This window comes from Arthrobacter sp. FW306-05-C (assembly GCF_021801725.1).
Classification (GTDB): domain Bacteria; phylum Actinomycetota; class Actinomycetes; order Actinomycetales; family Micrococcaceae; genus Arthrobacter.
The window spans coordinates 1,107,973-1,127,071 of the sequence record NZ_CP084556.1 but is presented as its reverse complement, the minus strand read 5'-3'; the positions used below and the strand labels follow the sequence as shown (position 1 = coordinate 1,127,071).

The window sequence follows — 19,099 nt, the reverse complement described above, 5'->3', positions numbered from 1 at the left end:
ACAGGGCCCCCGCATTACCCCGGTGAGAGCAGGATTACAGCGATAGAGAACGCACGACGGCGGGCTGGGCACCCGGGTGCCCAGCCCGCCGTCGGCCCTTCCCACCATCAGGAGCCGCCGGAAGGGCCCTAAGTCGCTTTTCTGATATCTCACTACTGTGTACAAAATTGTCTGGTAACGATAAGTTCGCTGAGTCACTCCCGATCCCGGGCCCAACCCCGTTCAGACAGGACATCAATGACACGCACCCGGTCTCTGGCCTCCGGCCTCCTCACTCTCTCGGCGGCCGCCGTACTGGCTCTCGCTTCCGCCGGCGGGGCCTCAGCCGCGCCGGCCCCCTCCGACGGGAAGGCAAACCCGTCCGTCGCCAGCGTCACTGTCGACGCTGGGGGCTCTGCAGACTACTGGACTCCCGAGCGCATGCGGAGTGCCGTCACCGGCGACACGCTGGCCGGCAAGGCACTTGAACGAGGCAACCGCTCCAGCGCGCTCCTCGTGGAAAAGGGCAAGCCCGCCACCACCAAGGGAACCAAGGGCAAGCCCACCATCGCCAAGAGCGAGGACCCCGTCTCGCACACCGGCAAGGTGTTCTTCACCCTGGGGGGCGCCAACTACGTGTGCTCCGGCAACGCCGTTACGTCAGCGAACAGAAGTACAGTGGCCACCGCCGGGCACTGCGTCAACGAAGGCCCTGGGGCTTACGCCACCAACTTCATCTTCGTCCCCGAATACGAGAACGGCAACGCGCCGTATGGCAAGTGGGCCGCCAAGGCCCTGTACGCCCCCACCCAGTGGGTCAACAACGGCGACATGACCTATGACACGGGCTTCGCCGTCGTAGCCCCGGACAGCAACGGCGACCTGCTGACCGACGTCGTCGGCGGCTCGGGCACCGCCTTCAACCAGGCCCGCGGCCTCACCTACACGTCCTACGGCTACCCCGCCGCCGCACCCTTCAACGGCGAAACGCTGTGGAGCTGCACCGGCAAGGCCACGGCTGACCCCAACAACCCGCAGTTCGCCACCCAGGGGATCCCCTGCGACATGACCGGCGGTTCCTCGGGCGGCCCGTGGTTCATCGGCGTCGGTTCCGATGGCGTCCAGAACTCCATCAACAGCTACGGCTACAACGGCTCCCCCGTGATGTACGGCCCCTACTGGGGCTCGGTTATCCAGGACACCTTCAAACGTGCAGCAAAATCCTAGGACGCCGGACGCGGACAAGGATCCCGTCAGCCACGTCGACCTGACCCAGTCGCCTGAGGAAGTCCTCGAGTACTGGACCAAGGAGCGGATGGCGGAAGCCAAGCCCCGGGAGATCCGCCTTCCCAAGCCCGCCCCACGCCCGGCTGACCAGGACTAAGCAGCAACAACCAAGACGACGGCGCCCGTCCCCTTCTGAAGGGGGCGGGCGCCGTCGTCTGTTTAATCACCATCCACTGCTCCGTAGTTGTCGTTTTCACGAGGGAAAACGACAACTACTCAGCAACCGATGGGTGGGTGGGCCCACGCCGCCCGGGTTCCCTGGCCGAGCGCCAGCGACGCTAGGGCGGCGGTGGGGATCAGTGGAAGAAGTGGCGGGCTCCGGTGAAGTACATGGTGATGCCGGCCGCGTTGGCGGCGGCGATTACCTCGTCGTCACGCACGGATCCGCCGGGCTGCACTACTGCCCGGACGCCGGCGTCGATCAGGATCTGCAGTCCGTCAGCGAACGGGAAGAACGCGTCCGAAGCTGCCACGGCGCCTCGGGCACGCTCCGGTGCGCCGGCAGCGTCGGCGTTGGAGGCACCGCCTGCACCGTCGACATCGGACTCCACCTTCACGCCCAGGGTGTTGGCCCGCTCCACGGCCAGCCGGCAGGAATCCAGGCGGTTGACCTGGCCCATGCCGATACCCACCGCGGCACCGTTCTCGGCGAGGAGGATCGCGTTCGACTTGGCTGCCCGGCAGGCGGTCCAGGCGAAGGCGAGGTCCGCGAGGGTCTTCTCATCCGCGGCCTCACCGGCGGCGAGGGTCCAGTTGGCGGGGTTGTCGCCCTCCGCGTCCACCTTGTCGGTGACCTGGACCAGCATGCCGCCGGAGACCTGGCGGAACTCCGTGGGGTAGCGGCCGTAGCCCTCGGGCAGGGCGAGGAGGCGGATGTTCTTCTTCTTGGACAGGATCTCCACGGCTTCGGGCTCGAAGCCTGGCGCGATGACCACTTCGGTGAAGATGTCCTTGACGGTGTCGGCCATGCCGGCGGTGACGGTGCGGTTGGCGGCGATGACGCCGCCGTATGCGGAGACGGGGTCGCAGGCGTGGGCCTTGGCATGTGCGTCGGCGATGGGGTCGGCGGCGTCGGCGGAGCCAACTGCCACGCCACACGGGTTGGCGTGCTTGATGATGGCGACGGCCGGCCCGCTGAAGTCGAAGGCGGCGCGCAGGGCGGCGTCAGCGTCAACGAAGTTGTTGTAGCTCATGGCCTTGCCGTGCAGCTGGTCTGCCTGCGCGATGCCCATCGGCGCAGCCTTGTCCACGTACAGTGCGGCCTGCTGGTGCGGGTTCTCGCCGTAGCGCAGCACCTCTGAGCGTTCCAGCGACAGCCCGGCGTAGGCGGGCCAGTCGATGACGCCGTCGCCGTCCTCGTCCAGGAACTGGCTGGCGGTCCAGGTGGCCACCGCGTTGTCGTAGGCGGCGGTATGCGCGAACGCCTTGGCGGCGAGGCGGCGGCGGGTCTTCAGGTCGAAGCCGCCGGCGGCAGCGGCCTCCACGACCTGGCCGTAGAAGGAGGGGTCGACCACAATGGCGACGGCGGCGTGGTTCTTGGCTGCCGAGCGCACCATGGCGGGGCCTCCGATGTCGATCTGCTCCACCACGTCGTCCTGGGCGGCGCCGGACTTGACCGTCTCGACGAACGGGTAGAGGTTCACCACCACCAGGTCGAAAGCCTCGATCTCCATGCTGGCGAGGGTTTCCATGTGGGCCGGGACGCGGCGGTCCGCCAGGATACCGCCGTGGACGCGCGGGTGCAGCGTCTTGACGCGGCCGTCCAGCATTTCGGGTGAACCGGTGACCTCCTCCACCTCCTGCACGGGAATGCCCGCGGCGGCGATCTTCTTGGCCGTGGAGCCGGTGGAGACGAGCTTTACACCGGCGGCGTGCAGGCCCTTGGCGAGCTCCTCCAGACCGGTTTTGTCGTAGACCGAGATCAGGGCCCGGCGGATGGGTACACGGTCAATGGATACGCGTTCATGCTGCGTGAAGCTCACAAATGTCTCCGTCTTATCTCGCGGAACAAGGCCGCGGTTGGTGGGGATAGGGCCAGTTTATCGCGATGGGCGCGGTTGCCCCGCGTGTCAGCCGGAGTGTGAACGCGCTGGGGCCGGGCTAAAGTTTTCAGCAGGAGGCGGCGATGAATACTTACACCACTGTGCCCAGCGGCGAACAGGTGGTACAGGAACTGCCCTGGCGATGGAAAGTCCAGGGCAGGATCTTCCTTGTGGGCGGCCTCGGCTTCATGTTCGATGCCTGGGATGTGACCCTGAACGGCATCCTGATTCCGTTGCTTTCGAAGCACTGGTCCCTCTCCGCCGGCGAGACCGCGTGGGTGGGCACGTCCAACCTGATCGGCATGGCCCTGGGCGCGTTCGTCTGGGGAACCATCGCGGACACGGTGGGGCGGAAGAAGGCCTTCACGGCCACGCTGCTGCTGTTCTCGGTGTTTACGGTGCTGGGCGCGTTCGCCCCCGACTTCATCTGGTTCTGCGTCTTCCGGTTCATGGCAGGCTTTGGCCTGGGCGGTTGCATTCCAGTGGATTACGCCCTGGTGGGTGAGTTCACCCCGCGGAAGCAGCGCGGGAAGGTGCTGACCGCAATGGATGGCTGGTGGCCGGTAGGTGCTGCCCTGGCCGGCTTCGTCTCGGCAGGGCTGGTGGCCCTCGCCGGCGACTGGCGCCTGACCATGCTGGTGATGGTCCTGCCTGCACTCCTGGTGTTCTGGGTCCGGAGGAGTGTGCCGGAGTCCCCGCTGTTCCTCATCCGGAAAGGCCGCCGGGAGGAAGCGGCCCGGATCATCGACGGGCTGGTGGAAGCCACCGGCGCCGAACCCCGGGCGTACAGCCTCCCCGATGCCAAAGACGTGCCACGGCTCTCCGCCGGCAGCGCCTGGACCCAACTGCGCTCTGTGTGGCAGTTCAATTGGAAGATCACCACGGCCGCCTGGGCCCTGTTCTTCAGCATCCTGCTGGTCTACTACCTGTCCCTGACGTGGATGCCCCGGATTCTGATCGGCGCCGGCTTCGCCGAGTACAAGGCCTTCGTCACCACTGCCTCCATGGCCGCCGTCGGATTCCTGGGCGTGGTGGTGGCCGCCCTCCTGGTGGAGCGGGTGGGCCGCAAATGGATCCTTGCCATCACGGGTCCCCTCTCGGCGCTGACCCTGGTGATCGTGGCGTTCGTGGTGGACATCCCCACCGCCGCGGTGTTCTGGCTGCTGGTGTTCGGGTTCGTGGTGCAGGTGGCCATCCCGGTCCTGTACGCGTACGTCTCTGAGCTCTACCCCACCGAACTGCGGGGCACCGGCTTCGGCTGGGCCTCCACGTTCTCCCGGCTGGGCGCAGGCTTTGGGCCGCTGATTTTCGCCAACTACTTTTGGCCCGAACTCGGGTTGGCCACGTCCTTTGCGCTGGCAGGGGCCCTGGTCCTGGCAGCAGTGCTGTGGATGGCGTTCTTCTCCCCCGAAACCCGCCAGCGCCGCCTGCAGTAGCGGCTTCCCTTCCCAACTGACTCGCAGTTGTTGTCGTTTAGGACCCCGAAAACGACAACAAATGCGAGCTACTTGGTCAACTGTCCTGGAGCTAGTCGGGCGACCAGCCTCTGCTGAGAAGCGCGCGGCGTACTTTGGAGACGGCCGCCCTGCCCGCGTCTTCCATATGCCGTTTGGAGATCCTGACTAGGAGCCAGCCCGCCCTCAGGAAGTCCTCCTCACGGGCGATGTCACGGACGACCTGTTCCGGGGAAGAATGCACTTCTCCGTCATACTCCACAGCAACGCGGTGACGCGGGTAGCCCAGGTCAGGCTGGCGCACGACGCCGCCGCCCAGCTCTGTGAGCACGTTCAGTTGCGGTTCGGGAAGGCCTGCGAATTCCAACGCCAGCCTCAAGCGCGTCTCAGGTGCAGAGTCGGCGCCAACCCGCGCCTGCTCCAGTGCCAACCGGGCCTTCCTGATCCCAGGCGTACCCTTGTGCCGGTCCAGCATGTCAGCCAGCTCCTCCATTGTGCAGTGCGGCTCTGCCCGTGTTTCAAACACAGCCCGTGGAACCCGCAGGAGGTGGTCAGCAACGACCGTCAACTCCTCGATGCTCATCTTCCGGGCATTGTCCAGCCAAGTCCTCGGCCTACTGGTTACCAGCACCCCCGCTACGCACACGATCTCGTCGTCGAAGAACTGTCCCACGTGCCCCACGACCCCCCTCCGCCGGGGAATAGCCATCGTGTCCGGACGGGAAATGTGGACGAGCGGGTCCCTTTGACCGGGTAGAAAACCCGGAAAATCCCAGAAGCTGAAGGCTGTGGCATGGGAAGCAGCCGAGAACGCAGTAATCGTCGTAAACGGCCTCAAAGCCTCAGGCCCGAGTGTTTCCATTGGCCCGGGCGAGGAGCCGCAATGCGGCACCCTGATTCCGCGGCTGGGTGAGTCCAGCGCTGCGTGACGGAGGCGCCTAAGGGTTACTCCGGCGTCGACCGCTTCCTGAAACGTAAAGGGTGTCCGGGCAATCTCGGCGGGAAGGGGACGAGGCGTCTTCACGCGACCATAATCGCAAACCCTCTCGCGTGCCGCCGCGGTTATCCACAGGCAGCAACACCGAAGACCAAGTGGCTGGCAGTTGTTGTCGTTTTGAGTGCTCAAAACGACAACAACTGCGAGCTAGTTGGGAGAGGACGCGGAGTAGGCGGGGTCCGCTGCGAGCGCGGCCAGGGTGGAGACCAGGAGCCGGCGCTCCACCACCTTGATGCGCTCGTGCAGGGTCTCCTCGGTGTCGGAGTCCTCAACAGCCACCGCTTCCTGGGCGATGATGGGGCCAGTGTCTACGCCGGCGTCGGCCCAATGCACGGTGCAGCCGGTGACTTTCACCCCATACGCCATCGCGTCGCGCACGCCGTGGGCCCCGGGGAATGCCGGGAGCAGTGCGGGGTGGGTGTTGAGGTACCTGCCGTTGAAGGCGTCGATGAAGCTTGGGCTGACGATCCGCATGAACCCGGAGGAGACCACGACGTCCGGCTTGTAAGCGGCCACGGCGTCGGTGAGCGCTGCGTTCCAGTCGGCGCGTTCCGGGTAGGCCTTGAAGTCCACCACAAAGGTGGGGATGCCGGCGGCAGCAGAGCGTTCGACGCCGAGAGTCCCCTCACGGTCGGCGCCCACCGCTGCGATTTCCACGTCGAGCTCCCCCGCCTTGACGGCGTCAATAACGGCCTGGAGGTTGGACCCGGTTCCGGAAACGAGGACGACGATACGCATTGGTCCAGCTTAGGTGCACGCTCGCGTACGCTGGAAAACATGAACAGCGAACCGGGCCGGGGCGGGCAGCAGGTCAAACCCCCGCTCAGCGAGGCAGCCAAGGCCTCCCTCGCCAAGACCCGCACCCTGTTCCGGATGTTTGTCGTCTCGGTCCTGGGCGCCTTCTTCGTGTACCAGTTGGATGTCGGCTACCTATGGCTGACAACAGTGCTCACCGCCGTTGGCCTGGTCCTGGGCGTTGTCCTGCTGGTGCGGGCCATCCGGTTGAGGGAATCCAAGTTGGTCCTCTTTGGGACCATTTCCGGCCTGGTGGTTGCAGCTGTCATGGTGCTGCTGATTGTCACCACCTTGGTCCTGTACGACCAGGTGCGCGAATACCAGGCCTGCCTTGGCCGGGCGCTGACGGACCGGGCCACCCATGCCTGCATGGTCCAGTTCCAGGACGTCCTGCCGACAAAGATGCGCTAGCGGGGCCAGGGTCCTAGTGGACCAACTCCGCGTCCCGTTCCGCGGTGCTGCCCTTCTCCCGCTCCAGCCACGGTCCGGCCGCATAGCCAATAACGACGCCGATGCCCACCTCGGCGGCCACCCAAAGTCCCGTCCACAGCGGGTCGGGCCCGATGGCGGTCAGCCGGCCGAGGCCGGCTGAGCCCCTGGCGATCCACGCCAAGCCCGCGGTCAGCACTCCGGCGCCCAGCCCGGCCAGGACTGCGAGCACCAGGGTGGAAGCGCTGGCTGTGAACCAGCGGGCGTGGATCTTGATGGCGAGCCATTCGTCGAAGTGGTTTTCGCCCTCCCGCAGGAACCACCATCCGGCCATGACTCCTGCCAGCACCGGAACCACCAGGGCCACCAAAGCGTAGTCCAGGGGTCCTGAGGGGATGGCGGCCAGGACGGGGATGGAAGGGAGCGGTCCGACGGCGGTGGCCAGCGGACCCACCTGGGAGCCGGCTCCCATGGCGAAACCGGCGCCGGACGTCCAGGCGAGGGCAAAGACGACGAGGTTGGGCAGGAAGCCAAGCTGTGCGACGGTGAGGGCCGCGCCTCCCACCGGGCCGGCGTCGAGCGCTTCGTAGACGGAGACCACGAGGTTCCAGTGGATGAACAGGTCGATTGCCAGGAGCGCGGCCGCCAGGGTGAGGGCGGACATCACAGCCACGAATCCGGCTTTCGCCACAGATGCGAAGTACGAGCCGGCCCAGCGGGAATGCTGGCTGGTGCGCGAAATCCAGTCCACGGCATCGACGCCGATGAGCCGGCTCCATGAACCCGCTTCCCGCCGTGCACCGATCACCATGCCCAGTGCGTATGGAATCAGGGGAATCAGCAGGGCGTACCAAAGATTGATGATGACGTCGGCAGTGCGGCAAACAAACCCGGTGGCCGCGCCGAAGGCCGCATAGACCAACCATGACCCCAACAGCGCCTGCCACAGCTGGTCCGTGTAGGAGGCGCGGGCCAGCCTGCGGCCGGCGCGCCACGCCAGCAGGAACGGGATAAGGGTCAGGCCCAGGGGAACCAGGCTCAGCGTGCCGGACCCGCCGTGGGTGGCTGCCTCGGGACCGGCGCCGGCAAGCCCCAACGGCACGCCGTGGACCAGGAGCCAGGACTGTCCGGCAAGCCTGGCCAGGACCTCGAACTGTCCGTTCTGGAAGCCGGCGGTGGCCCACACGGCAACGATGGGCGCCACCACCACCAGCGCGGAGATTATCGCCGCCTGCGCCGTTTCAAGGGCACCTTGCAGCCACAACGGCATGGGAAGGCCACGGTTTCCGGTCTGATCAGCGCGCAGTTTCATCGTGTTCCATGGTGTCACGGAGGGCGTGCCGTGCCGGCGAACGACAGGCTCGCCGGCAGCACTGATCATCCGGCAAATGCGACGCGGGGCGGCGCTTTTTAGGGGGCGCGGCCGTAAAATTGGTAGAAACCAACACCTGCCGCCCTGCCGAGGGGGTACTGCGATTTCTGCTGGCCGCCGCGCTTGGTAGTGCCGGCAATGGACCCGGATTGTCGTAAGCCGGGAAAACAGGAGCCGCGAATGAGAGATGAACCGTAAGTTCTGAAGATATTCGTCCTACTGGCTGGTGCAGTCAACGCTAGCAGCGCGGCTGCACCAGCACCTTAAAACGATACGGCGCCGGGAGCCTCCAAGTAGGCTCCCGGCGCCGTTCACCGTGTCAGGGCTGCTGCTCAATGAGCCTGCCCAGGGGAACAAGGGACCAGGTCCCCCGCTTTTATCAGCGGCGGTTGTCGCCGTCGGTGTCGATGTGTTCCTTGCGGACTTCCTCGTTCACCGTGACGTCGTCGCGGACGGTTTCCTTGTCCAGCCGGACGCGCTCCACGGGGACGGCTTCCTTCTCCACCACCGGGCGCTCCTCGTGGAGGACCACTTCGTGCTCTTCTTCGCTGATGGCAGGGCCGTCGAGGGCGGCACCCCGGTTGGCGTCCGTGATGGGCTCACGCTCGATCCGGACCTCTTCGCGCTCCACCGGGATGGTCTTGGTGACGTTCTCGGTGGTGACGTACTTCCGCAGCCGTGCCCGGCCCGTGGCTTCACGTTCCGTGCCCACGTGCAGCTGTTCCTCGGACCGCGTCATGGCGTCGTCCGTTGTGGGGCCCGAGGTGTCGTGGCCAACGGCTCCGCGGGACTCGGTATCGCGCTCGGAGCGGATGCCTGCCGTGGGGGTGCCTGCGTTCAGGTCGGCATCGCCCTGCAGGTCGGCGTCGGTCCTGGTTCCGGAGCTGGCAACGTCGGAAGCCGAGTAACCGGAGGTTGCCTCGGTGTAGGTCCGTGCACCGTTGCGGTCGTAGTAGGTGTAGAGCCGGTCCTCTTCCTCGGGGCTGAGGTGGCCGTCGGCGTCCACGCGGGGAGCATCCTTGACGTGTTCCTTGCTGTAGGGAACCACCAGGTCCTCACCCTGTTCGTGTGCGCCCTCAACCGGCACGAAGGACTCGGACGTGCCGAAAAGGCCCGTCTTCACAGTGACCCATGTGGGCTCACCCGTGTCGTCATCTGCGTACAGCTGGCCGAGCGATCCGATTTTCGAACCGTCGGAACCGACGACGTTGCCGCCCTTAGTGAGCAGGTTTTCAAGGTTTTCCCTGTTAAGCATGACGTCTCCTTGGATTGTCGTTGCACTGGGTCTGCCAGCAGTGGATATCCCGGACCGGGGCAATCTCCCGACGTCTGGCTTCCGGCCCCGGCTGCTTGAGGCTCTGCGCTGACTGCCCCACTACCGTAAGCATGCTTAGCATCAAATGCCAAGCCTACTTAGTAATTTTTTTAGGACCCGGGTGTATCTGTTCACCCGTCCTTCTCCTCCGGGTCATGCTTTCTCCCCCGTCATTTCAAGGGAGGAGCCCACGGTTGAGGGGTGAGGATCGCAATCGTCGCCGAATCATTTTTGCCGTTGATGAACGGTGTCACGCACTCAATTTTGCGGGTCCTGGACCATCTGCAGGAGCGGGGTGACGATGTCCTGGTCATCGCCCCGTCCGCCCATGACGGTGGGGCAGCCAGCCATGTCAATGGTGCTGAGGTGCACAGGCTTCCGGCGGTTCCGCTGGCCGGCTACACGAATGTCAGGGTGGCGTTGGGTGGTGTGTACCGGGTCAAGCGAATCCTTGCCGAGTACGCGCCTGACGTTGTGCATCTTGCCTCTCCCTTCGTGCTGGGATGGCGTGCGGCACAGGCTGCGAGCCAGTTGGGGATTCCCACTGTGGCCGTGTACCAGACAGAGGTCCCCGGCTACGCCGCGCGCTACGGCGTCCCCTTCCTCGAGAACTGGGCCTGGGCCAGGGTGGAGCACATCCACCTGCTGGCCACGCGCACCCTGGCGCCCTCCACGTTCGCGCTGAACCAGTTGCGCGGGCGGGGCATCCCGCGGGTGCGGATGTGGCGCCGTGGTGTGGATACCGCGCGGTTCTCGCCCGAAAAGCGCGACGACGGCTGGCGGGCTTCGGTGGCCCCCAACGGTGAACGGATCATCGGGTACGTGGGCAGGCTTGCCGCGGAAAAGCAGGTGGAAGACCTCGCGGCCCTCGCCGGCATGTCCAATACACGGCTGGTGATTGTAGGGGACGGACCCCAGCGCAACGCTCTTGAAGCGGCACTGCCCGACGCACTGTTCACCGGCTTCCTGGGCGGTGAGGAACTGGCCCGGGCGGTGGCATCCTTCGACCTGTTCGTCCATCCGGGCGAGTTTGAGACCTTCTGCCAGACCATCCAGGAGGCCATGGCATCGGGCGTGCCGGTGGTGGCCACGGGCCGGGGCGGCCCGCTGGACCTGGTGGAAAATTCCCGGACAGGGTGGCTCTATGAACCGGGTGACCTCTCAGGCATGCGCGCCCGGGTGCAGGACCTGGTGGGCGATGACGCCAAGCGCCGGGCCTTTGCCACAGCCGCACACGCCTCAGTGCAGGACAGGACCTGGCCGGCCCTGTGCTCAGAACTGATCCACCACTACGAAGAGGCCATCGCTGCCGTTCCAATGGCGGCAAGCTCGATCAACTCCAAGGGAGCCAACTGGTGAAGATATCTGTGATCGGCTGCGGCTACCTGGGCGCGGTCCACGCGGCAACACTGGCATCCATGGGCCACACTGTGGTGGGCATCGACGTGGATCCCGGCAAAGTGCGCCAGCTGGCGCAGGGCAGCGCGCCGTTCCACGAGCCCGGGCTGGACGAACTCCTCGAGGACGGCCGCACCACCGGGAGGCTGCGGTTCTCCACCGACCCGGCGGACGCCAAGGATGCACAGGTGCACTTCCTCTGCGTGGGGACGCCGCAGGAAAAGACGTCCGACGCCGCCGACCTCACCTTCCTGGTCTCCGCAACGGAAGCACTGCTGCCGCACCTGGCCGCGGGCGCCGTCGTCGTGGGCAAATCCACTGTCCCCGTTGGCACGGTGGGCCTGCTGGGCGCCATCCTGGCGCCGCGGCCGGACGTGCTGCTCGGGTGGAACCCGGAATTCCTGCGGCAGGGCACGGCCGTGAAGGACTCGTTGGTGCCGGACCGGCTGGTGTACGGCGTCGAGGGCGGCCGGTCCGGCGCCTTCAATCCCGCCACCGGTAGCCCGATGGGGGTGACGGCTGTACTGGATGCCGTCTACGAACCGCTGCTGGCCGCCGGAATCCCCCGCCTGGTGTGCAGTTCCGCCACGGCCGAACTCATCAAGTCCGCCGCCAACGCGTACCTGGCCACCAAAGTCAGCTTCATCAACGCGGTGGCGGAACTGTGCGATGCCGTCGGCGCGGACGTGGGCGAACTCAGCGCAGCTATGGGGCTGGACCCCAGGATCGGGGGCCGGTACCTGCATGCCGGCCTGGGCTTCGGCGGTGGCTGCCTGCCCAAGGACATCCGCAGCTTCCGCACACAGGCGGCAACGCTGGGCGTATCCGCCGTGGAGGAGTGGATGCGCCTGGTGGACAACGTGAACCTTGGCCAGCGGGAGCGGACGGTCAGGCTCGCGGCGGAGCTGTGCGGCGGAGCGTTATCTGGCCGCTCAGTCACCGTCCTGGGCGCCTCCTTCAAGCCCGACACCGATGACATCCGCGACTCCCCCGCCCTGGACGTGGCGGACCGGCTGGCCGCTGCCGGGGCCCACGTGACGGTCACGGACCCCAAAGCGGTGAACCTTGCATGGCGGCGCTACCCGCGCCTCCGTTTCGAGGCCTCCACCGAGAAGGCGCTCCAGGACGCCGAGTTGGTGCTGCTGCTCACCGAATGGGACGAATACCGGCGGCTGAGCCCCGCCCTCGCCGGGCAGCTGGTACGACGGCGGGTGGTCCTGGACGCGCGGAACGTGCTGGATGCAGGGGCCTGGCAGGAGGAGGGCTGGATGGTGCGCGGCCTGGGCACCTCCGTTGGAGCCCTGGGCACTGTGGCCACGGGCGCCCTGGGCGCGGGCACTGTGGGCACCGGTACGTTGAACTCCGCGCCCGGGGGACGCTGAGGGCTAGCCCAGGAGCCCCAACTCCGCGAAGGCCAGCGCCACACCGTTGCCGGCAGGCGGCGCGGTGACCCTGTCCGCCACTGCCAGAACGGCCGGGTGGCCGCCCTCCACGGCAATGCCCACGCCCGCGTATTCCAGCATTTCGATGTCGTTGGCGCTGTCGCCGATGGCAACGATGTCCGCTCGGTCCAACCTGAGCCGGGCCTGCACTACCTGGATGCCTACGGCCTTGTGCGTGCCGGCCATGAAGATCTCCCCCGCCCGCTCGCCCAGTGCCGATAGGGAGCTGGGAATCAGCCCCACTTCCGGGCCAAAGGTTTCCAGCAGGCGGGTCAGCGGGACCGGTGAGTCGAAGCACGAAATTTTGGCGTAGGACGTGGCCCGGAGATCGTCGCTGTACCGCATCGGGCCCAAGATGTCCTCAAGTGGATCCACGTCGGTACTGAGGACCCCGTCGTGCTGTGGACGTCCGGCGAAGATGGGGCCGAGCACCTCCCGCAGCCGCCGGTCCACTCCCGTGCGGCCGTGCAGGGCCTCTGGAGCTTCCAGGATGTACGCGGCGTTGTGGGAGTCCAGAATTTCCACAATGCGCGCGGCGAGATCCGGCTCGAACCGCGCGTCCTTGAGGACTTCACCGTTGACCTCCACCCTGGCGCCGGCACCAGTGATGGTGCCGTCAAAGCCGGCATCCAGGATGTGGCCCGGGACCATCGACAAGGGGCGCCCGGTGCAGACAAAGACCAGATGGCCCAGTTTCCGCGCCGCCCGCACGGCGTCCACATGCGCTTCCGGCGCGAGACCGTGGTCTGCATAGGTGCCGTCGATGTCGAGGAAAATGGCACGGGGCCTGGCGGTGGGGCTGGACATGCCTGCGCTCCTTGGTCTGTTGCGGGACTTGCCATCTTATCGGCGGCTACAGAGCAGGCAGCACGTCCCACCATCGCCGGACGGCAACGGAAATGTGCGTCTCATGGGCCTCGGCGGCAGACCCGGGGAGTGCAGGAGCAGGACCTGCACGGGCGTCTCCGCAGGTAAGGTGCGCATTTCCGCCGGAAACTGACAGCCATCCTGTGATATTCAAAGCCTTGCAGAATAGTAAGCCTGCTGATTGAATGTTCACACCGGAAATGGGGGCCCGGCACAATTCACTGACAAGGAGTGGCAACATGGGCATTATCGGTTTTCTCATTTTGGGCCTGATTGCTGGAGCCATTGCAAAGGCCATCCTGCCGGGCCGCCAAGGTGGCGGCTGGCTTGTGACCATGGTCCTGGGCGTTGTCGGGGCCATCCTGGGCGGCTGGATCGGCTCGCTGATCTTTGGCGGCGGCCTGGCGGAATTCTTCGACATCAGGACCTGGCTGCTGGCCATTCTCGGCTCGATCATCGTGCTGCTGATCTACGGCGCCGTCACCAACCGCAGCGGCCGCCGGGCGTAGCCGCTTCACCAGAATCCATTAGAAAAGAAGCGCCGGACTCCTAAAGGGAGTCCGGCGCTTCTCACGTCCCCCGCCGGGCCGGGTGCAGAACCAATTTTGCGCAGCGCCAATTTGCAGTCCCGCTTTCACGCCTCATTTCCGCCTTGGCCTTTATGATGGCGAAGGGGTGGTGTAATGGCCGGTTTTCCAAACCGTGGCAACAATGTGGCATTACAAACTTTCGGCGTGGTCATGGACGCGAGTCCGGACGCGCTGCTGGCTTTGAGCGCGGACGGCACTGTCCTGGCGGCCAACGTTGCGGCAGCAAGGCTGTTTGGCCTTCAGCAGGAATCCTTCACGGGCCTGGACCACCGGATGCTTTTCGCGGCCGGCTCCCGGGACCAGGTTGCCCACCTTTTGCACCAGATCCTCACACAGCCAGGGGAACAAGCACCGCCCAGGGAAATCGCCGGGCTGCGCGGAGACGGGACAGAATTTCCCCTGGAACTGGCCGCGGCACTCCTTCCCGGACAGGAAACGACTGCCGCCGATGCCAACCCAGGCGGGGCAGATGCCGGACGGGCGCAGTGCACACGACTCCTGCTGTCAGCACGCGGAACAGCACACCGCAAAGCAGCGGATGCAAACCTGCGCGATGCGATGTCGCTGCTGACCGCCACCCTTGAGTCAACCGCCGACGGCATCCTGGTTATGGGCATCGACGGGCGGGTGGCCGGCTTCAACGAGCAGTTCCTGTCCATGTGGAGCCTTCCGCCGGAAATTATGGAAGCGGACAGCGAGGCGCCTGCGCTGCGGCTGGTCATGGAGCAGGTGGCAGATCCCGTGCCGTTCACCGCGCGGCTGGGCGAACTCCAGGACAATCCGGCCGCTGAGAGCCACGACGTGGTGGAACTGCGTGACGGGCGTACCTTCGAACGCTATTCCCGCCCTCAGCGGGTGGGCGAAAAGATCGTGGGCCGGGTGTGGAGCTTCCGCGATGTGACGCCTCGCCGGAAAGCGCAGGAGCAGGCACACCGGGCCATGATGGACCTCGCAGTCCAGGCCGAGAAGCTCCGGGCCATGGCGTTCCAGGATCCGCTGACGGGGCTCGCGAACAGGGCTGTGTTCAACGACGCCCTGGCCGAGGCGCTGCAGGAACCCCGGTTGAAAACAGTGGATGTCCTGCTCCTTGACCTGGACGATTTCAAGGAAGTCAATGACATCCTTGGCCACCAGGCCGGGGACGACATGCTTATCGAAGTGGCCCGCCGGCTCCGCGGCTGCGTCCCCACAGCGGATGTGGTGGCCAGGCTGGGCGGCGACGAATTCGTGGTGCTCCTGACCGCCTGTCCCGATGCGGATGCGATCGCCGCCTGCATCGTGCGCTGCCTGCATGTCCCCGTTACGATCGGCGGCACCGTCCTCCGGCCCAGCCTCAGTTTGGGGATCGCCTCGCTGGGGCAGGACAGCGTGGGGCCCTCTGAACTGCTGCGGCACGCCGACATTGCCATGTACGCGGCCAAAGCTGCAGGCAAGAACCGGTTCCTGCGCTTCCATCCGGACATGATGCAGGCGCTGGTGCAGCGCACGCACATGGAGAGCGGGCTGCAGCTCGCCGTGCCGCGCGGCGAGATCACTGTGGACTTCCAGCCGATCGTTTCCCCTCGCATGGGGCAGGTGGTCCAGCTGGAGGCCCTGGCCAGGTGGGACCGCGGCGGCGAGCGGGTGCCGCCGTCGATCTTCATTCCACTGGCCGAGCGCGCCGGGCTGATCGGGGAGATCGGGGCCGAAGTGATGGCAACCGGCATGGTGCAACTGGCACGGTGGCTCAGCGAAGATCCCTCGCGCTCCCTTGCCGTCAACGTATCAGGCGTCCAGTTGCAGGAACAGGACTTCGCCGAAACTGTGCTGCGGCTGGCGGAGGCGAGCGGCGTGGCGCCGTACCAGCTGGTCATGGAAGTCACCGAGAGTGTCTTTTTCGACGCCGACTGCAACCTGATCCAGCAGCTGAGCACCCTGCGGGACGCCGGCGCCCGGGTGGCGCTGGACGATTTCGGCACCGGCTATTCCTCCCTGGGCCGGCTGCAGGACCTGCCCGTGGACACGGTCAAGATCGACAAGACGTTCGTGTCCATGGTCCGGACGGGCAACGAACGGCTGCCCATCCTCAGCTCCATGATCAACATGGCGCACAGCCTGGGCTTGACCGTCACCGCCGAAGGAATAGAGACGCCGGTGCAGGCTGACTACCTGACGGCGCTGGAATGCGATTCGCTGCAGGGCTACCTGTTTTCCCTACCGGAACCGGGCGAACGGCTGGGCCAGGCGCTCCATCATGCCGAAGAGGCCCTCAACGCCCTGAAGGGGCGGTAAAGCAGGACTGCTCCGGGGACTGCTGGGGAGTTAGGCTGCTTCCTTGCGGCCGGGCCGCCGCTTGGTGGGCGCAGGTGCGGAAGCCTTGGGCTGTGCCGGTTCAACGGGTTCGGGAGCACCGGAAGTGACAGGGTCCGATGGCAGCGCGTCGTCAAGGTGGTCCGCGGCAGGTTCGGTGCTGCCTGCCGCATAAGCCACGGGCACCGTGGCGGCGGCGCGGTTCCGGCGCCAGCGGCGGATGAGGTCGGCGGCGGCGAACAGCCCCGCGAGAGGGGTCAGCACGGCGGACGCGTAGACGAAGAGCATCCAGGTCAGCGTGGTCAGCGGCGGCTGGTTGTTGTTGAGCAGGGACAGTCCGCCAAGCAGACCGACGATCCAGAACAGCAGGACCGCTGTCAGTACGGCACCGGCGGGGAAATACTGGTTGGTCACGACTTTTTTCAGGGTTTCCATGCACTTCCTCCTGCCTGGCCGGGGGGATCGGCAAAAGCCGCTCAAAAACAAGTATGGGGCCCAGCCGGCGCGAAACCGGGTAAGACGACACGGCGAGTGATGAACCTAACGCAGCCACCCGCCGTCGTGCTGATCCCTGGTCCGAAAAGGCGGGCCGGAACCCCTTCCCCGGGACGAAACCGCCGAATACCGTAATGCCTGTCAACTCAATTTTTGGAGGCTTCATGCGCAATGTCACTGCCGGCCTGTTCCACTCAGTGGACGGTGTGGTGTCCGAACCGTTCAAGTTCCAGTTCGACAGCTTCGATGACGAGCTGGGCGAAGGATTGACCCGGATGATGAACAACGTGGACACCGTGGTGCTGGGCCGCGTCAGCTACCAGGAGTGGGCCGAGTACTGGCCGAACGCCTCAGTGGACCAGGACTTTGCGGCGTTCATCAACCCCGTGGAGAAGTTCGTTGCGTCGCGCACCCTAACGGAACCGCTGGAGTGGCAGAACTCCCGGCTGATGGATGCTCCGCTTGAGGAGTTCGTGGCTGGTTTGAAGGAGCGCGACGGCGGGGAAATCGCCGTGTGCGGAAGCATCTCCGTGGTGCGTCAGCTGCTGTTCGCCGGGCTGTTGGACTCGCTGCAGCTAATGACCCACCCGGTCATCGCCGGCAGCGGCCGCCGGCTTTTCGAGGACGGCGACCCGCTCACCCGCCTGGTGCTGCAGGACCAGAAGACCACCAGCAAGGGCAACGTGCTCAGCACCTACGGCGTACGCGGCGACTAGCCGGGCAGGCCTAGGCGGCCAGCGGCGACCCGAACAGTTCCTCGGCGAGCCGGGCCAGGTGCTCCGGGATGTCCGCTTCCGCCCCGTGTTCACCACGGCCAAGGAAGACGGCGGTGCCGCGGATGCCGTCAAGGTCCAGGCCGCATTCATGCATCAATTGCCCGGCGCGGAAGTTGACCGGCAAGAGCATGGTGACGCTTTCGGCGTTCAGGTAAACGTGCCAGTCGCCGCGGATCACCGACTCCAGCGGTCCGCCCACCAAGGCTTCCAGGGCCTGCAGGTCCGCTGCCACCTGCTCGATGCGCATGGGTTCTGAATTGCCGGCCGGTACTACAAGTGCTGTGTAAGTTCTGTTGTCCATCGTTCTGTCTCCAATGGGTTTAACACTTGACGGGACGGCAGTGTTCCCGGACGGTCCGGCACCCCTCAGTAAGGTACGACGACGGCGCTCCCCCGGCACCGTCGTCGTACCTTCACCGTGGGGCGCGTAAAATGGACCAGTCATGCACTGTTCCTACTTTGATGCCGGTACCTGCCGCTCCTGCACCCAGATGGGCAGGCCCTACGGCGAACAGCTGGCCGGCAAGCAGCTGCACTGCCAAACCCTCCTCTCCGACCACACCGGACTTGAATGGCTCCCGCCCGTCGCCAGCCAGGAGTCAGGCTTCCGCAACAAGGCCAAGATGGTGATCGGCGGGACAGCGCAGAACCCCACCATCGGGATCCTGGACGCCGACGGGCACGGCGTGGACCTGCGCAAATGCGGCGTCTGCTCCCCCGGCCTGCGGGCCGTGTTCCCGGTCCTTGCCGGCTTCATCCGCCGGCTGCGCCTCACCCCTTATGACGTTCCGAAGCGCACCGGCGAGCTCAAGCACGTCATCCTCACCGAATCCCCGGACGGCGGGGTCATGCTCCGGCTGGTGCTGCGCTCCGAACAGGTGGTGCCACGGATCCGGAAGCACCTCCCGGAGCTGCTGGAAGCCCTGCCACAGGTGAAGGTGGTCTCGGTCAATCTGCTCCCCGAGCACAAGGCAGTCCTGGAGGGCGAACGCGAAATCCTGCTGACGGAGCAGTCCACCCTGAACATGCGGGTCAACGACATCAACCTGCATCTCCGCCCGCAAAGCTTCTTCCAGACCAACACGGAGATGGCCGGAGCGCTGTACCGGCAGGGGCGTGAATGGGTCAACGAACTGGCACCAGCCTCGGTATGGGACCTCTACTGCGGCGTGGGCGGTTTCGCCCTGCACAGCGCCGCTCCGTCCCGTACGGTCACCGGGATTGAGGCCAGCAGCGAGGCGATAGTTTCCGCCCGGCTCAGCAGCGGTGAAGCCGGGCTGGAGGGAATGGAGTTCCAGGCCGGTGATGCCACCGCGTTCGCCCTCGCGGCGGAGCAGTCGCCGGAGCTGGTGATCGTGAACCCGCCCCGGCGCGGCATCGGCAAGGAGCTGTGCGGCTGGCTGGAATCATCGGACGTGCAGCACGTGGTGTACTCCAGCTGCAACGCCCAGTCCCTGGCCCGCGACCTTGCCACCCTCCCCTCCTTTACCGCCCGGCGGGCCCGGGTGCTGGACATGTTCCCGCAGACCACGCACTACGAAGTGATGGTGCTGCTGGAACGGACAGCTTAGG

Annotated in this window: 19 protein-coding genes; 11 read left to right on the top strand and 8 right to left on the bottom strand. The window is 65.9% G+C overall.

What is annotated here, in order from left to right; genetic code table 11:
- Positions 1-237 precede the first annotated feature (237 nt).
- On the top strand, positions 238-1,206 hold the full coding sequence (locus LFT44_RS05310) for a trypsin-like serine peptidase (protein WP_236801493.1): 969 nt from the start codon (positions 238-240) through the stop codon (positions 1,204-1,206).
- Positions 1,190-1,363: a hypothetical protein gene (locus LFT44_RS05305; RefSeq protein WP_236801491.1), complete on the top strand. Its 174-nt coding sequence runs from the start codon at positions 1,190-1,192 to the stop codon at positions 1,361-1,363. Before LFT44_RS05310 ends, LFT44_RS05305 begins: the two co-directional genes overlap by 17 nt.
- A gap of 199 nt (positions 1,364-1,562) precedes the next feature.
- On the opposite strand, the gene purH is transcribed toward LFT44_RS05305, so the two are convergent.
- A complete protein-coding gene (gene purH, locus LFT44_RS05300) occupies positions 1,563-3,248 on the bottom strand; it encodes a bifunctional phosphoribosylaminoimidazolecarboxamide formyltransferase/IMP cyclohydrolase (RefSeq protein ID WP_236801490.1) in 1,686 nt (561 codons plus the stop codon).
- Between the two features lie 143 nt (positions 3,249-3,391).
- Between purH and LFT44_RS05295 the strand changes: the two genes are divergently transcribed.
- Positions 3,392-4,744, top strand: a complete 1,353-nt coding sequence (locus tag LFT44_RS05295) for an MFS transporter (protein WP_236801489.1) — start codon at positions 3,392-3,394, stop codon at positions 4,742-4,744.
- A 91-nt stretch (positions 4,745-4,835) separates the two neighbouring features.
- Here LFT44_RS05295 and LFT44_RS05290 read toward each other — a convergent pair whose 3' ends face one another.
- Positions 4,836-5,435 carry an endonuclease domain-containing protein gene (locus tag LFT44_RS05290; protein WP_236801488.1) on the bottom strand — a complete coding sequence of 200 codons (600 nt, stop codon included), beginning with the start codon at positions 5,433-5,435 and terminating at the stop codon, positions 4,836-4,838.
- A 115-nt stretch (positions 5,436-5,550) separates the two neighbouring features.
- Between LFT44_RS05290 and LFT44_RS05285 the strand changes: the two genes are divergently transcribed.
- Complete coding sequence (locus LFT44_RS05285; RefSeq protein ID WP_236801487.1) at positions 5,551-5,691, top strand: hypothetical protein; 141 nt, start codon at positions 5,551-5,553, stop codon at positions 5,689-5,691.
- 215 nt (positions 5,692-5,906) lie between these two features.
- Here the strand turns inward: LFT44_RS05285 and purN are convergent, their stop codons facing one another.
- Positions 5,907-6,497 (bottom strand): phosphoribosylglycinamide formyltransferase, encoded by a 591-nt coding sequence (gene purN, locus LFT44_RS05280; protein WP_236801486.1) that lies wholly within the window; start codon positions 6,495-6,497, stop codon positions 5,907-5,909.
- Positions 6,498-6,536: 39 nt separating this feature from the next.
- Here purN and LFT44_RS05275 point away from each other — a divergent pair, with 39 nt between their 5' ends.
- A complete protein-coding gene (locus LFT44_RS05275; protein ID WP_236801485.1) occupies positions 6,537-6,965 on the top strand; it encodes a hypothetical protein in 429 nt (142 codons plus the stop codon).
- A 13-nt stretch (positions 6,966-6,978) separates the two neighbouring features.
- On the opposite strand, the gene LFT44_RS05270 is transcribed toward LFT44_RS05275, so the two are convergent.
- Together LFT44_RS05270 and LFT44_RS05265 are read right to left on the bottom strand one after the other, a co-directional pair.
- Complete coding sequence (locus LFT44_RS05270; RefSeq protein ID WP_236801484.1) at positions 6,979-8,295, bottom strand: cell division protein PerM; 1,317 nt, start codon at positions 8,293-8,295, stop codon at positions 6,979-6,981.
- A 439-nt stretch (positions 8,296-8,734) separates the two neighbouring features.
- Positions 8,735-9,610 carry a YsnF/AvaK domain-containing protein gene (locus LFT44_RS05265; protein WP_236801483.1) on the bottom strand — a complete coding sequence of 292 codons (876 nt, stop codon included), beginning with the start codon at positions 9,608-9,610 and terminating at the stop codon, positions 8,735-8,737.
- Between the two features lie 261 nt (positions 9,611-9,871).
- Here LFT44_RS05265 and LFT44_RS05260 point away from each other — a divergent pair, with 261 nt between their 5' ends.
- Positions 9,872-11,029, top strand: a complete 1,158-nt coding sequence (locus LFT44_RS05260) for a glycosyltransferase family 4 protein (protein ID WP_236801482.1) — start codon at positions 9,872-9,874, stop codon at positions 11,027-11,029.
- Positions 11,026-12,450 carry a UDP-glucose dehydrogenase family protein gene (locus LFT44_RS05255; RefSeq protein WP_236801479.1) on the top strand — a complete coding sequence of 475 codons (1,425 nt, stop codon included), beginning with the start codon at positions 11,026-11,028 and terminating at the stop codon, positions 12,448-12,450. The genes LFT44_RS05260 and LFT44_RS05255 overlap by 4 nt, the downstream gene beginning before the upstream one ends.
- Positions 12,451-12,453: 3 nt before the next feature.
- On the opposite strand, the gene LFT44_RS05250 is transcribed toward LFT44_RS05255, so the two are convergent.
- Positions 12,454-13,317 carry an HAD hydrolase family protein gene (locus LFT44_RS05250; protein WP_236801478.1) on the bottom strand — a complete coding sequence of 288 codons (864 nt, stop codon included), beginning with the start codon at positions 13,315-13,317 and terminating at the stop codon, positions 12,454-12,456.
- 299 nt (positions 13,318-13,616) lie between these two features.
- On the opposite strand from LFT44_RS05250, the gene LFT44_RS05245 reads away from it, so the two are divergent.
- Entirely contained in the window at positions 13,617-13,886 is a 270-nt protein-coding gene (locus LFT44_RS05245) for a GlsB/YeaQ/YmgE family stress response membrane protein (protein ID WP_236801477.1), read from the top strand.
- Positions 13,887-14,117: 231 nt separating this feature from the next.
- Positions 14,118-16,238: a putative bifunctional diguanylate cyclase/phosphodiesterase gene (locus tag LFT44_RS05240; RefSeq protein ID WP_236801476.1), complete on the top strand. Its 2,121-nt coding sequence runs from the start codon at positions 14,118-14,120 to the stop codon at positions 16,236-16,238.
- A 30-nt stretch (positions 16,239-16,268) separates the two neighbouring features.
- Here the strand turns inward: LFT44_RS05240 and LFT44_RS05235 are convergent, their stop codons facing one another.
- On the bottom strand, positions 16,269-16,691 hold the full coding sequence (locus LFT44_RS05235; protein WP_236801475.1) for a hypothetical protein: 423 nt from the start codon (positions 16,689-16,691) through the stop codon (positions 16,269-16,271).
- A gap of 224 nt (positions 16,692-16,915) precedes the next feature.
- Between LFT44_RS05235 and LFT44_RS05230 the strand changes: the two genes are divergently transcribed.
- Positions 16,916-17,467, top strand: a complete 552-nt coding sequence (locus LFT44_RS05230; protein ID WP_236801473.1) for a dihydrofolate reductase family protein — start codon at positions 16,916-16,918, stop codon at positions 17,465-17,467.
- Between the two features lie 10 nt (positions 17,468-17,477).
- On the opposite strand, the gene LFT44_RS05225 is transcribed toward LFT44_RS05230, so the two are convergent.
- Positions 17,478-17,774 carry a DUF3846 domain-containing protein gene (locus tag LFT44_RS05225; RefSeq protein WP_236801471.1) on the bottom strand — a complete coding sequence of 99 codons (297 nt, stop codon included), beginning with the start codon at positions 17,772-17,774 and terminating at the stop codon, positions 17,478-17,480.
- Between the two features lie 196 nt (positions 17,775-17,970).
- On the opposite strand from LFT44_RS05225, the gene rlmC reads away from it, so the two are divergent.
- Positions 17,971-19,098, top strand: a complete 1,128-nt coding sequence (rlmC, locus tag LFT44_RS05220; RefSeq protein WP_236801469.1) for a 23S rRNA (uracil(747)-C(5))-methyltransferase RlmC — start codon at positions 17,971-17,973, stop codon at positions 19,096-19,098.
- The last annotated feature ends 1 nt before the right edge of the window (position 19,099 follow it).

Bases quoted from the DNA above. Each gene is read 5' to 3' on its own strand.
- LFT44_RS05310 (WP_236801493.1), top strand. From the start codon at position 238: ATGACACGCACCCGGTCTCTGGCCTCCGGCCTCCTCACTCTCTCGGCG.
- LFT44_RS05295 (WP_236801489.1), top strand. From the start codon at position 3,392: ATGAATACTTACACCACTGTGCCCAGCGGCGAACAGGTGGTACAGGAA.
- purN (WP_236801486.1), bottom strand. From the start codon at position 6,497: ATGCGTATCGTCGTCCTCGTTTCCGGAACCGGGTCCAACCTCCAGGCC.
- LFT44_RS05275 (WP_236801485.1), top strand. From the start codon at position 6,537: ATGAACAGCGAACCGGGCCGGGGCGGGCAGCAGGTCAAACCCCCGCTC.
- LFT44_RS05270 (WP_236801484.1), bottom strand. From the start codon at position 8,295: ATGAAACTGCGCGCTGATCAGACCGGAAACCGTGGCCTTCCCATGCCG.
- LFT44_RS05265 (WP_236801483.1), bottom strand. From the start codon at position 9,610: ATGCTTAACAGGGAAAACCTTGAAAACCTGCTCACTAAGGGCGGCAAC.
- LFT44_RS05250 (WP_236801478.1), bottom strand. From the start codon at position 13,317: ATGTCCAGCCCCACCGCCAGGCCCCGTGCCATTTTCCTCGACATCGAC.
- LFT44_RS05245 (WP_236801477.1), top strand. From the start codon at position 13,617: ATGGGCATTATCGGTTTTCTCATTTTGGGCCTGATTGCTGGAGCCATT.
- LFT44_RS05240 (WP_236801476.1), top strand. From the start codon at position 14,118: ATGGACGCGAGTCCGGACGCGCTGCTGGCTTTGAGCGCGGACGGCACT.
- LFT44_RS05235 (WP_236801475.1), bottom strand. From the start codon at position 16,691: ATGGAAACCCTGAAAAAAGTCGTGACCAACCAGTATTTCCCCGCCGGT.
- LFT44_RS05230 (WP_236801473.1), top strand. From the start codon at position 16,916: ATGCGCAATGTCACTGCCGGCCTGTTCCACTCAGTGGACGGTGTGGTG.
- LFT44_RS05225 (WP_236801471.1), bottom strand. From the start codon at position 17,774: ATGCGCATCGAGCAGGTGGCAGCGGACCTGCAGGCCCTGGAAGCCTTG.
- rlmC (WP_236801469.1), top strand. From the start codon at position 17,971: ATGCACTGTTCCTACTTTGATGCCGGTACCTGCCGCTCCTGCACCCAG.